Annotated in this window: 13 protein-coding genes; 7 read left to right on the top strand and 6 right to left on the bottom strand. The window is 65.8% G+C overall.

All coding sequences use genetic code 11. The features are described from left to right. Positions 1–72 precede the first annotated feature (72 nt). On the top strand, positions 73–858 hold the full coding sequence (locus AC07VU_RS28085; protein ID WP_495030884.1) for a PA4824 family protein: 786 nt from the start codon (positions 73–75) through the stop codon (positions 856–858). Between the two features lie 179 nt (positions 859–1,037). On the opposite strand, the gene AC07VU_RS28080 is transcribed toward AC07VU_RS28085, so the two are convergent. From AC07VU_RS28080 to AC07VU_RS28070, 3 genes are all read right to left on the bottom strand, one after another. Beyond that, complete coding sequence (locus AC07VU_RS28080) at positions 1,038–1,667, bottom strand: LysE family translocator (protein ID WP_007920992.1); 630 nt, start codon at positions 1,665–1,667, stop codon at positions 1,038–1,040. Positions 1,668–1,724: 57 nt separating this feature from the next. Further along, a complete protein-coding gene (locus AC07VU_RS28075) occupies positions 1,725–2,645 on the bottom strand; it encodes a pyridoxal-phosphate dependent enzyme (RefSeq protein WP_495030883.1) in 921 nt (306 codons plus the stop codon). An 85-nt stretch (positions 2,646–2,730) separates the two neighbouring features. Beyond that, the gene (locus AC07VU_RS28070) at positions 2,731–3,387 is read right to left on the bottom strand and encodes a ribonuclease T2 family protein (protein WP_053260895.1); all 657 of its coding nucleotides are present in this window, start codon (positions 3,385–3,387) and stop codon (positions 2,731–2,733) included. A gap of 437 nt (positions 3,388–3,824) precedes the next feature. On the opposite strand from AC07VU_RS28070, the gene AC07VU_RS28065 reads away from it, so the two are divergent. Both AC07VU_RS28065 and AC07VU_RS28060 read left to right on the top strand, forming a co-directional pair. Beyond that, entirely contained in the window at positions 3,825–4,523 is a 699-nt protein-coding gene (locus AC07VU_RS28065; RefSeq protein ID WP_495030882.1) for an AzlC family ABC transporter permease, read from the top strand. Continuing rightward, a complete protein-coding gene (locus AC07VU_RS28060; RefSeq protein ID WP_009043562.1) occupies positions 4,523–4,834 on the top strand; it encodes an AzlD domain-containing protein in 312 nt (103 codons plus the stop codon). Before AC07VU_RS28065 ends, AC07VU_RS28060 begins: the two co-directional genes overlap by 1 nt. A gap of 73 nt (positions 4,835–4,907) precedes the next feature. Here AC07VU_RS28060 and AC07VU_RS28055 read toward each other — a convergent pair whose 3' ends face one another. From AC07VU_RS28055 to AC07VU_RS28045, 3 genes are all read right to left on the bottom strand, one after another. Continuing rightward, positions 4,908–6,128, bottom strand: a complete 1,221-nt coding sequence (locus AC07VU_RS28055; RefSeq protein WP_495030881.1) for a cytochrome c biogenesis protein DipZ — start codon at positions 6,126–6,128, stop codon at positions 4,908–4,910. A 72-nt stretch (positions 6,129–6,200) separates the two neighbouring features. Continuing rightward, positions 6,201–6,410: a hypothetical protein gene (locus AC07VU_RS28050; protein ID WP_053260892.1), complete on the bottom strand. Its 210-nt coding sequence runs from the start codon at positions 6,408–6,410 to the stop codon at positions 6,201–6,203. A gap of 47 nt (positions 6,411–6,457) precedes the next feature. Further along, complete coding sequence (locus AC07VU_RS28045; RefSeq protein WP_495030880.1) at positions 6,458–6,721, bottom strand: DUF2790 domain-containing protein; 264 nt, start codon at positions 6,719–6,721, stop codon at positions 6,458–6,460. A gap of 294 nt (positions 6,722–7,015) precedes the next feature. On the opposite strand from AC07VU_RS28045, the gene AC07VU_RS28040 reads away from it, so the two are divergent. From AC07VU_RS28040 to AC07VU_RS28025, 4 genes are all read left to right on the top strand, one after another. Further along, positions 7,016–7,756, top strand: coding sequence for a response regulator (locus tag AC07VU_RS28040; RefSeq protein ID WP_023968023.1), 741 nt, complete (start codon positions 7,016–7,018; stop codon positions 7,754–7,756). After that, positions 7,753–9,072 (top strand): ATP-binding protein, encoded by a 1,320-nt coding sequence (locus AC07VU_RS28035; RefSeq protein ID WP_053260890.1) that lies wholly within the window; start codon positions 7,753–7,755, stop codon positions 9,070–9,072. Before AC07VU_RS28040 ends, AC07VU_RS28035 begins: the two co-directional genes overlap by 4 nt. Before the next feature lie 116 nt (positions 9,073–9,188). After that, positions 9,189–9,824, top strand: a complete 636-nt coding sequence (locus AC07VU_RS28030) for a hypothetical protein (protein ID WP_495030879.1) — start codon at positions 9,189–9,191, stop codon at positions 9,822–9,824. Positions 9,825–9,925: 101 nt separating this feature from the next. Then, positions 9,926–10,432 carry an HvfX family Cu-binding RiPP maturation protein gene (locus AC07VU_RS28025; RefSeq protein ID WP_495030878.1) on the top strand — a complete coding sequence of 169 codons (507 nt, stop codon included), beginning with the start codon at positions 9,926–9,928 and terminating at the stop codon, positions 10,430–10,432. The last annotated feature ends 922 nt before the right edge of the window (positions 10,433–11,354 follow it).

The following is an 11,354-nucleotide window of genomic DNA, read 5'->3' as shown; positions in this document are numbered from 1 at the left end:
GACTACTTCCCCACTCGACTACGCAGCGGCCCACACAGCGCGGCCGCTGCCCATGCCTTAGCGAGAACCGACATGTCCAAATACAGCCCTTCGCGCCACAGCCGCTTCGCCAGCCTCACCCGCGACCTGCCCCCGGCGAAACGGCGCATGCTGCGGCGCAACCTGATGTTCGTCACCATCACCCTGAGCCTGATCGGCCTGCTGACCCTGGTCGCCAAGGCCAACGCCGCGGGCGGCGCCTATGTGGTGGACGATGGCGCGATCAACTCCCCGGGAGAATGCAACCTGGATATCTGGTACCAGAGCCTGCGTCACCAGGGTTCCAACCATGGCGCGGTGATCTCCCCGGCCTGCACCTTCGCCGGCCTGCCCTGGTTGCAGGTGGGTGCCGCCATTGAGCGCAACCGTGAGGATGGCCACGGCGAAACCCAGCTGAGCCCGCAACTCAAGGCGCAACTGTGGAACCGCGAAGACCTGGGCCTGCAACTGGCGCTGGCGACGTCCGCGCATTTCGCCCTCAACCGCAACCACTCGTTCGACGGTGGCGACATCAGTCTGCCCCTGACTTATCAGCCCCTGGACAGCCTGCGCCTGAACCTCAACGCCGGCTGGGCCCACGCCTATGACGACGGCCAGCAGAACCACCACTGGACCTGGGGCGGAGGCTTCGAATACGACCTGGGCGAACGCCTGACCCTGGTCGCCGAGCGTTACGGCCAGCGCGGCGGCGAGCAGGCCTGGCAAGCCGGGCCACGGCTGCACCTGGGGGCGAACCTGGACCTCGACCTAGTGCTCGGTGGCCAGTTGAACGAAGGCCGCGACCGCTGGCTGACCAGCGGCGCGACCTTGAGGTTCTAGAGGCTGTTTCAGAAAGGTCACGCCAGGGACAACGCGGTGTGCCTGACACACCGCCTCGCGAGCAAGCTGCGCTCCTACAGGATCGGCGCCTGCCGCGAGTCCGCGCTCGCCGCAACGCCTGTAGGAGCCAGCTTGCTGGCGATAGGCGCAGCGCGCCGGCAGGTCAGACTAATGCAGACTCAACGGATATCGCTGCGCCGATACAGGCTCAGGCCCAGCGCCAGCACCGCGAGCATGCCGGCGCAGCTGCGGTTGATCCACAGCATCGCCCGCGCGGAGAAGGTGCGCATGGCATAGCGCCCGCCAAAAGCATAGGTCGCCATCATCACGCAATTGATCGCCGTGCTGACCAGCGCCAGGATCAGGTACTGCTGCGCCACCGGCTGGTCGGGGCGCACGAACTGCGGCAGGAAGGCCGAGAAAAACAGCAACCCCTTGGGGTTCGACAGCCCCACCAGTAATGAGCGCATGAAAGCCCCGCGCCCGCTGCTGGCAGCGCCGCTGCTCTGCGCGGCCAGCGCCGTTGTCGGCGCCTTCCACAGCACCCACGCCAGGTACAACAGGTATGCCGCACCGCCCCACTTGACGATGGAAAACAGCTGCTCGGAGGCTTGCAGCAACGCCCCCAGGCCGCAGCCCACCGCACCGATCAGCAGCAGGTCGGACAGCATCGCGCCAGCCATGCCGCAACCGGCGATGCGCATGCCATGGGTGGCACCGTTATTGAGAGCCAGCAGCATCGACGGCCCCGGGGTCATCATCACCGCGCTGACGGTGACGACGTACAAAAACAATGTGGTGGCGTCCATCCGAACCCTCCGTAAAACCACAGGTACAACAGGTCGGCCAGCATACACCAGGCGCTTTCAGCCCGGCAGTGACGCGCCCCAGTCCGCCACCTGGCGGGCGCTGATGCTGACGCCGCCGCACACCACGATCACCACGTCCCGCGCCGCGGCGATGGCCGGGTGATCGAGGTAGGCCACCGCCAGCGAGACGCCGCAGGCCGGCTCCACCAATTGCCGCAGATCGTCGGCATAACGCACCACGCCGAGGATCGCCTCGGCATCCGACAACACCAGCGACTGATAGGGAAAACCCTGGATCTGCTGCAACGGCCAGGCCGCCACCTGGGCCGCGCCGAGGGAACTGGCGACGGTGTCGATCTGCGCCAATTTGACCGGGTGCCCGGCCGCCAGCCCCGCAGCAAAGGAAGCGCTGCCGGTGGTTTCGCAGGTGATGATCCGGCAGTCCTGGCGCTGGTGGTGCAGCAGGCCGGTGAGGATGCCGGCCAACAAGCCTCCGCCGCCCACCGACGCCACTATCGTGTCGACCTGCGGACAGTCTTCGAGGATTTCATCGACCATGCTGCTGTGCCCTTGCCACAGCACCGGGTGGTCGAAGGCCGGCACGTATTCGCTGTCGGCAGCGCTGCTCAGTTGCAGTGCGCGTTCGTTGGCTTCATCCCAGACCTGGCCATGCACCAGCACCTCGGCGCCGGTCCGGGCGATGCGTTCGCGGGTGGTTTGCGCGGTGGTCTGCGGCACCACGATGCAGGCTTGCAGGCCAAGGCTGGCCGCCGCCATCGCCGTGGCCAGCCCGGCATTGCCGCCGGAGGGACAGACCACGCGGCGCTTGCCCTGCCGCGCCGCCTGGGTACAGAGCAGGCCCAGGCCGCGCATCTTGAACGAGCCGCCGGGCTGCAGGTTTTCCAGCTTGAGCCAGATACGCCGGGTGGCCGTGGACAACCCGGGATGCAGGATCAGGGGGGTGCGGATATGCAGCATCATGGGCTCCTTGGACGAAGACGGGCGTCTTGCAACCATAGATGCTCAGGCTAGCCTATGCCGCCTCCCCCTGGCCGCTCGCCGGTCAGCGAATCGGCGGTATGCGGATATCGCCTTGGCGGCACTGGGTGCGCACACCCTTGCCACAGGCGCCGAACCCCAGGTTCTTGTCCAGGCAGACCCGCACTTCGGAGAGTTCCGGGCCGCTGCACAACACCGCTACGCCCTTCTCCGGAATGCCCGGGTTGGCCTGGCGGAACAACTGTTCGATCTCCCGGGCCTCGAAGTAATGCACGGTGGTCGAAGGTTCCAGCACCTGAGGAATCTTCACCTTGCCCAGGGCCTGGTCGGAGGTCTCCAGGTAGCCCATGGCGCCCAGCCCGCTGCAGGTGCCGTGCTTGCTCCATTCGTGCTCCATCAGCTTGGCGGTGGGGAACAGGGTCAGGCCCTTGGCCCGCTCTTCGGCGTTCAGCTGCGTCAAGGGCGGGCAGGACTGCGGCCAGCCGCCCTTGGCGTATTGCGGCCACAGGCCATGCAGGACAAAACCGTAGCCCTTGCCGGAGCACTGCTCGTTTTCCGGATGGGTCAGGCAAAAGGTCGGCGACCAGGACAGCGACAGCAGGTAGTAGTCGAACACCCCGGCGACCGAGTCGCGCTGCTGCCGCGCCTCTCGTGCCTGGCTGACCCCGACGGTGCAGATCATCAGCGCGGCCAGTGCCGCGGTTGCGAACAGTTTTCTCATAGACCCTCTCCTTGGGATGGGGCAGTGAATGAACGGCCCCGTAGTGACCTGGCCGGTAGCGGCCAGACACTCTTCTTGGCACGGGGCTGTTGCAGGAAGATGACAGGCCGCCTCCCCCCACGGGAAAAGCCGGCCGATGCTAGCGAAGCGTTGTAGCAGACAGATCGGGTTGGCGCCATGGCCGACAGATTACGAACCGGTCATGGACTCGCGGTGAATACTAGCCTCTGTAGGAGCGAAGCTTGCTCGCGAGGCGTCGTATCAGGCACACAGCATTACCCCAATCGCCGGCAATCGAGCGTCGACCGGCCGCTCCTACAGAAGCATCTGCGGGGTGAACGAAATAACGACCATCGGCGCCAAGTGCGCAAGATCGTTCAAGCCATTTCCGTCGCGGGCTGGCACAGTCGGTTCCCGTTCCTTGATTGCAGGCTGTCATGTCCAGCATTGTTCTTCCCCGCACCGCGTTCCTGCGCGGTGCCGTTGCCATCCTGCCGCTGTCCCTGGCCACCGCGCCCTGGGGGCTGCTGGCGGGTTCCATGGCCATCGAGGCCAACCTCACGCCCCTGCAAGGCCAGGGTTTGTCGAGCATCGTCTTCGCCGGCGCCGCGCAGCTGGTGGCGATCGGCATGCTCAAGGGCGGCGCGGGGATTTTCTCGATCCTGCTCACCACCCTGCTGCTGACCTCCCAGCACCTGCTGTACGGCATGAGCATGCGTTCGGTGATTGCGCCGCTGCCGGGGCGCTGGCGGGTCGGCCTGGGGTTCCTGCTCACCGATGAGCTGTTTGCCCTGACCAGCCAGCACGACAAGCAGCAGTTCGACCGCTGGTACGCCCTCGGCGTGGGCCTGACCTTCTACATCGCCTGGAACCTGTTCACCCTGGCCGGCATCGTGCTCGGGCGCGCCATTCCCGGGCTCGAACACCTGGGCCTGGACTTCTCCATCGCCGCGACCTTTATCGCCCTGATCACGCCGCTGGTGCGCAACGTGCCGACCGTGGTCTGCGTGGCGGTGTCGCTGTTCTGCTCGGTGCTGTTCAGCTACTGGCAATGGGGCTCGGCCCTGGTGCTGTCGGGCCTGATGGGCATGACCGCGGGTTTTCTCTGCAACAAGTTCTACCGGGAGCGCACATGATGGTCTGGGCAGTGATTTTCGGCATGGGCTTGCTGGTATTTCTCAACCGCTATGTGTTTCTCGAACCGCGCCTGCCGGTGCGCCTGAGCAGCAACGCCCGGCAGTTCCTCGGTTTCGCCGTACCGGGCATGCTCACCGCGATCTGCGGGCCGATCGTGTTCATGCCCGAGCACCAGCTGAACCTGGCCTACGACAACCCGTACCTGATCAGCTCGCTGGTGGCCATCGTGCTGGTGATCTACACCCGCAACACCCTGGTCAGCATGCTGCTGAGCATGGCGTTCTTTTTCCTGCTGCGCTGGTGGTTGTAGAGGCTGGCTGGCGCTCTGAATAACGCGGTGTGCCTGCCCCACCGCCCGGCCCCCCAATCGGCAACCCGGCCCCTCAAGACGCCTTGGCTTCGCGCAACAGCTGCTGGATCACCTGTTCCTGCGTCTCGTAACGGCCTTCGCCAAAGTGGCTGTAGCGCACCTGGCCGCGGGCGTCGACAAAATAGTGGGCCGGCCAGTACTGGTTGTCGAAGGCACGCCAGATCGCGTAGTTGTTGTCGATGGCCACCGGGTAGCCGATGTCCAGCTTGCGCACCTGGGCCTTGACGTTGTCGATGACCTTTTCAAAGGCGTATTCCGGGGTGTGCACGCCGATCACCACCAACCCGTCCTTGGCGTACTTTTTCGCCCAGGCGTTCACATACGGCAGGCTGCGCTTGCAGTTGATGCAGTCGTAGGTCCAGAAGTCCACCAGCACCACCTTGCCGCGCAAGGCCTCGGCGTCCAGCGGCGGCGAATTCAACCATTGCACCGCGCCACTCAGCGAAGGCATCGGGCCCTTGCTCGGCAGCGTCTCGGCGGGTGCCGCGCCAGCCTTGTCGATCAGGTAGTCCAGGGCCTTGGGCACGCTCTTCAGCAGGCCTTGCTCGAGGGCCGCGCCGCCTTGGGACGAGGTGCTGGCCAGCAGGCGGTCGTCCACCCCGCTGCCGATCGCCACGGCCGCCAGCAACGCCAGGTAACCGGCGGCGCGGCGCAGCCAGGCGGTGGCCGGCAGGGACGGCCTGAGCCGGTTGACCAGCCCTCTTCCGGCAAAGATCAGCAGCCCCAGGGACAGGGCACTGCCCAGGCCGTAGGCCAGCAGCAACAGGCTGGTCTGGGCGCTCGCCCCTTGCAGCATGGCGCCGGTCAGGATCACCCCGAGAATCGGCCCGGCACAGGGCGCCCAGAGCAGACCGGTGGCCACCCCCAGCAACAGCGCCGCCAAGGGCCCGGAGACCTTGCGCGCCCGATCGAGGCGCAGGCCGTCCAGGCGATTGCCCAGGCTGACCCAGGGCCGCGCCAGCCAGTTGCCGAAGCGGGTAAAGATCAGCGACAAGGCGAACAGCCCCAGCACAATCAGCGCCAGCTGGCGCCCGATGCCGTTGGCCCGGACGATCCAGTCGCTGCCGACCACCGCCAGGCTCGACACCAGGGCAAAGGTCAGCGCCATGCCGCCGAGGGTCAGCAGCACCGAGCCGCGCGAGCGGTCGGCCCGGGCGAACAGGAACGGCACCACCGGAAGAATGCAGGGGCTGAGGATGGTCAGGACCCCGCCGAGAAACGCTATGAGCAACATGGCATCACCTGTGATCGGTCAATGTCCCGCCCGCCATCGATGGCGGGCGTATCCAGGGGTGGCAGGCCGGGTTCAGGCCTGATTGTCGGCGCGCATCCCTTGCGGGGTGCGCTCGTAGCCGCCTTCGGCGAGCAGCGGCGCCGCTCGCTCTGGCTGGCCGCCCTGGCTCAAGGGCGCGAGCTGGAAGCAGGTCGTGCAGGACGCATCGGCGGCGCTGGCATCCACGGCCACGCCGGCCAGGGTCAAGGTCAGGGTAAGCAGGCAGGTTTTCAGGGTGTTCATGGGCTGATCCTCATGTTCAACAGGGACTACATGACAAGTGAGTGCACTCAGTTGCCGTCGTTACAGTTGTTGGCGAACTTGCGGTAATCCAGGGCCTGGGTGCGGCCCTGGGAATCGAGGTAAGTCATGTGGGCATTGACCACGCCGCAGCTCGGCTCGGCGTCTTCGGTCATCGACAAGACTTTCTGGATATCCAGCTGGGTGCCGTAGCTGTAGGTCTGGACCTGTACCGTGCTTTCGGCGCGGGCCGACAGGGTGCAGATATTCAGGGCGGCGAACAGGCAGGCGGCGTAGAGGGCAGTGCGTTGCATGATGGTTTCCTCGGGCGACAATGGGTTTTGGCAGCGAGGCCAGTGGCTGTGCCTCGATGGAGCCCATTGAATGCGCGCAAGGTATCGCGCCTGTGTCGGCAAACCGCCCTTGCGGTGTCCCTGCGTATCCATGCAGCCGGGGGATACACAGCGATACAAAGGCGTCGGAAAAACCCTGTTTTGCATCGCCGTGTATTCAGCCAGGCGCCAGATACACTGCAATACAAAGCGCCGCAGGCAGGCCCGCACGGGCCCTATAGACTAGGCAGCACGACCCTATACAGAGGCAACCCCATGGATCATGTCGATCACGTATTGATAGTCGATGACGACCGCGAGATCAGAGAGCTGGTAGGCAACTACCTGAAAAAGAACGGCCTGCGCACCACGGTAGTGGCTGACGGCAGGCAGATGCGCAGCTTCCTGGAAACCACCCCGGTGGACCTGATCGTGCTCGACATCATGCTGCCCGGCGACGACGGCCTGCTGCTGTGCCGCGAGCTGCGCGCCGGCAAGCACAAGGCCACGCCGGTGCTGATGCTCACCGCGCGCAACGACGAGACCGACCGTATCATCGGCCTGGAGATGGGCGCCGACGATTACCTGGTCAAGCCCTTCGCCGCCCGCGAGCTGCTGGCGCGGATCAATGCCGTGCTACGGCGCACGCGCATGCTGCCGCCGAATCTGGTGGTCACCGAGAGCGGCCGCCTGCTGGGCTTCGGCCGCTGGCGCCTGGACACCACCGCGCGCCACCTGCTGGACCAGGACGGCACCCTGGTCGCCCTGAGCGGCGCCGAATACCGGCTGCTGCGGGTGTTCCTCGACCACCCGCAACGGGTGCTCAACCGCGACCAGTTGCTCAACCTGACCCAGGGCCGCGACGCCGACCTGTTCGACCGCTCCATCGACCTGCTGGTCAGCCGCCTGCGCCAGCGCCTGCTGGACGACGCTCGCGAACCGGCCTACATCAAGACCGTGCGCAGCGAGGGTTATGTGTTCTCGCTGCCGGTGGAGATCCTCGAGGCCGCGTCATGAAGCTTGCCTTGCACTGGCCGCGCACCCTCGCCTCGCGACTGTCGCTGATTTTCCTGATCGGCCTGGCGCTGGCCCAGGGCCTGTCGTTCGCCGCGCAGTCCTACGAGCGCTACCAGAGCGCGAAGATGACCATGCTCGGCAACCTGGAGAGCGACGTCGCCACCTCCATCGCCATCCTCGACCGCCTGCCCGCCGCCGAGCGCCCCGCCTGGCTGCCGCGCCTGCAACGGCGCAACTATGGCTACCTGCTCAGCGCCGGCGAACCCGGCCAGCCCATGGACAGCGCCGATGTACCGGTCTCGGTGAACTCGATCAAGAACGCCATTGGCGGCGACTACCGCCTGACATTCAACACCATCCCCGGACCGCGCCAGCACTATCAGGCCCACCTGCAACTGGCCGACGGCAGCCCGCTGACCATCGACGTGCGCCCGGCGCTGACGCCGATGTCGCCCTGGCTGCCGGCGGTGCTGTTGGGGCAGTTGCTGGTGCTGATCCTCTGCGCCTGGCTGGCAGTACGTATCGCCGTGCGCCCGCTGACCCGGCTGGCCCAGGCGGTGGACAGCCTCGACCCCAACACCCACGGCGTGCACCTGGACGAAAAAGGCCCGATCGAAGTGGTGCACGCGGCCAAGGCCTTCAATGCCCTGCAGGCGCGGATCGGCGCCTACCTCAAGGAACGCATGCAACTACTGGCGGCGATCTCCCATGACCTGCAGACGCCGATCACCCGCATGAAACTGCGCGCCGAGTTCATGGACGACTCCGCCGAGAAGGACAAGCTGTGGAACGACCTGAGCGAAATGGAGCACCTGGTGCGCGAAGGCGTGGCCTATGCCCGCAGCATCCATGGCGCCACCGAGGCCAGTTGCCGCATCGACCTGGACGCGTTTCTCGACAGCCTGGTGTTCGACTACCAGGATACCGGCCAGGACGTCGAGCTGGCCGGCAAGAACGGCGCGCTGATCGACACCCGCCCCCACGCCCTGCGCCGGGTGCTGGTGAACCTGGTGGACAACGCGCTGAAGTTCTCTGGCGCGGCGCGGATCGAGGTCCAGGCCGAAGCGGGCGATCGCCTGTCGGTCAAGGTCCTGGACCGCGGCCCGGGGATCAGCGAAGAGCAACTGGCCGAAGTGCTCAAGCCGTTCTATCGGGTGGAAAGCTCGCGCAATCGCGACACCGGCGGCACCGGCCTGGGGCTGGCCATCGCCCAGCAACTGGCGGTGGCCCTGGGTGGTTCGCTGCGCCTGAGCAATCGCCAGGGCGGCGGCCTGTGCGCGGAGCTGATCCTGGTCAGCAACAAGGCCAGCCTCTGAGCGCCTCGCTACACAGGCATACATAACCACCCTTCGCCGACACAGCCGAGATACACGGCCTTGCAAAACTCCTGGGACGCGCCGCGACAGCGGCGCCCAACCTCAAGGAGCCTCTCATGCCCACTCAAACCCTCCCCTTGCGTTTCCACGGCTGGCGGCTGTTCAGCCTACTGGCCGCCGCCGTGCTGCTGATGACCGCGCTGGTGCTGCTGCTCGAGCCGAACCTGGTCGAGGCCACCCGCAGCGCCATCCGCGCCACTGCGCGTTCGTCCTTCGTGCTGTTTCTGCTGGCCTTCACTGCCTCGGCATTCGCCGTGCTGCTGCCCTCTCCCCTGAGCCAGACGCTGGTGCGCGAGCGCCGTTTCATCGGCCTGGCGTTCGCCTTCTCGCACCTGGTCCACGCGCTGCTGATCTACAGCTACGGGCAACTGAACCCGGAGTTCTGGCCCGGCCGCAGCACCCTGGGCAACCTGCCCGGGTCCGTGGGTTACCTGTTTATCCTGCTGCTGACCCTGACCTCGTTCAAAGGCCCGGCCTCGCTGCTCAGCCGCACGGCCTGGAAACGCTTGCACACCACCGGCATGTGGGTGATCGCCGCGATATTCGCTTTCTCCAATTTCAAACGCATCCCCTTGAGCGCCTGGTACCTGCTGCCTTTCACGCTCACCTGCTCGGCCATGGCGATCAACCTGCTGGGCAAGCTGGCCCAGGCCAACAAACGCCGGCAACGCCAGGCCCTGAGCCCGCGCTGAGCTGATGCCGCCCCGGTAGCCGCTGGCGCAGGCGCTGCGATCGACGTCGCAGGCGGCGCCGCTTTTGTAATGCCCCCCACTTTGCCCAGGAGATCCACCTCATGATCCTCACACTGTCGTCCGCCCTCGACGGGCTGCAACGCCAGCTCAATCGCCTGTCCCCCTGGGTCGCGCTCCTCAGCCTGCGCCTGTTGCTGGCCTGGGAGTTCTTCGAGTCGGGCCTGGAAAAATGGCGGGGGGAAAACTGGTTCCAGCAGATCCAGTCCGCCTTCCCGTTTCCCTTCGACCAGTTGCCGGCGAGCCTGAACTGGCAGCTGTCGATGTGGGCCGAGCTGCTGTGCCCCCTGGCGTTGCTGCTGGGCCTGGGCACCCGCTGCGCCGCGCTGGTACTGATCGTGGTCACTGTGGTCGCCACCGCCGCCGTGCACTGGCCGGCCGACTGGTCGAGCCTCAGTGAACTGGCCCAGGGTTACGCCATCAGCAACAAGGGCCACGGCAACTTCAAACTGCCGGTGATCTACCTGGCGGCGCTGCTGCCGCTGCTGTTCCAGGGCCCGGGCAAACTCAGCCTGGATGCATTGATCGGGCGCCTGCGCCACGGACGCTGATGCCTCGGGGCAGAAAAAAGCCGCAGCTTGAGCTGCGGCTTTGGTGTTTCTACGAGGGAAAGTTCGATAACAGCCGCATATCCCCGTAGCCGCTGGCGCAGCCTGCGATCGGCTGCGCAGCAGACGCGAACCCAGGCAACGCGGTGTGCCAGGGACAACGTGCAATCGGGTTTTACGACGGCTACGCCGCCGAGCGCAGGCTGCGCCAGCGGCTACATCGGGCCAATAACGGCTGGAGCCGGCATCTGTTCAAGCACCTATCGGATTGCACCGCCGATTGCTGCAAAACAGCCGCAGCTTGCGCTGCGGCTTTGGTGTTTCTGCACAGGGAACGTTCGATAACAGACGCATATCCCCGCAGCCTGCGATCGGCTGCGCAGCAGACGCAAACCCAGGCAACGCGGTGTACCAGGGAGAACATGCAATCGGGTTTTACGACGGCTACGCCGCCGAGCGCAGGCTGCGCCAGCGGCTACATCGGGCCGATAACGGCTGGAGCCGGCATCTGTTCAAGCACGTATCGGATTGAACCGCCGATTGCTGCAAAACAGCCGCAGCTTTGCGCCGCAGCCTTGGTGTTTCTGCACAGGCAACGTTCGATAACAGACGCATATCCCTGTAGCCGCTGGCGCAGCCTGCGATCGGCTGCGCAGCAGACGCAAACCCAGGCAACGCGGTGTACCAGGGAGAACATGCAATCGGGTTTTACGACGGCTACGCCGCCGAGCGCAGGCTGCGCCAGCGGCTACATCGGGCCGATAACGGCTGGAGCCGGCATCTGTTCAAGCGCCTATCGGATTGCACCGCCGATTGCTGCAAAACAGCCGCAGCTTTGCGCCGCAGCGTTGGTGTTTCTGCACAGGCAACGTTCGATAACAGACGCATATCCCTGTAGCCGCTGGCGCAGCCTGCGATCGGCTGC

This window comes from Pseudomonas sp. GW821-FHT02B10, assembly GCF_059421865.1.
Note: the sequence above shows the minus strand (reverse complement) of the source record. Positions and strands in the feature narration are given on the sequence as shown.

Excerpts from the sequence above, each read along its gene's own strand:
- AC07VU_RS28085 (WP_495030884.1), top strand. The coding sequence starts at position 73 with ATGTCCAAATACAGCCCTTCGCGCCACAGCCGCTTCGCCAGCCTCACC.
- AC07VU_RS28025 (WP_495030878.1), top strand. The coding sequence starts at position 9,926 with ATGATCCTCACACTGTCGTCCGCCCTCGACGGGCTGCAACGCCAGCTC.
- AC07VU_RS28030 (WP_495030879.1), top strand. The coding sequence starts at position 9,189 with ATGCCCACTCAAACCCTCCCCTTGCGTTTCCACGGCTGGCGGCTGTTC.
- AC07VU_RS28040 (WP_023968023.1), top strand. The coding sequence starts at position 7,016 with ATGGATCATGTCGATCACGTATTGATAGTCGATGACGACCGCGAGATC.
- AC07VU_RS28060 (WP_009043562.1), top strand. The coding sequence starts at position 4,523 with ATGGTCTGGGCAGTGATTTTCGGCATGGGCTTGCTGGTATTTCTCAAC.
- AC07VU_RS28080 (WP_007920992.1), bottom strand. The coding sequence starts at position 1,667 with ATGGACGCCACCACATTGTTTTTGTACGTCGTCACCGTCAGCGCGGTG.
- AC07VU_RS28065 (WP_495030882.1), top strand. The coding sequence starts at position 3,825 with ATGTCCAGCATTGTTCTTCCCCGCACCGCGTTCCTGCGCGGTGCCGTT.
- AC07VU_RS28055 (WP_495030881.1), bottom strand. The coding sequence starts at position 6,128 with ATGTTGCTCATAGCGTTTCTCGGCGGGGTCCTGACCATCCTCAGCCCC.
- AC07VU_RS28075 (WP_495030883.1), bottom strand. The coding sequence starts at position 2,645 with ATGCTGCATATCCGCACCCCCCTGATCCTGCATCCCGGGTTGTCCACG.
- AC07VU_RS28035 (WP_053260890.1), top strand. The coding sequence starts at position 7,753 with ATGAAGCTTGCCTTGCACTGGCCGCGCACCCTCGCCTCGCGACTGTCG.
- AC07VU_RS28070 (WP_053260895.1), bottom strand. The coding sequence starts at position 3,387 with ATGAGAAAACTGTTCGCAACCGCGGCACTGGCCGCGCTGATGATCTGC.
- AC07VU_RS28050 (WP_053260892.1), bottom strand. The coding sequence starts at position 6,410 with ATGAACACCCTGAAAACCTGCCTGCTTACCCTGACCTTGACCCTGGCC.
- AC07VU_RS28045 (WP_495030880.1), bottom strand. The coding sequence starts at position 6,721 with ATGCAACGCACTGCCCTCTACGCCGCCTGCCTGTTCGCCGCCCTGAAT.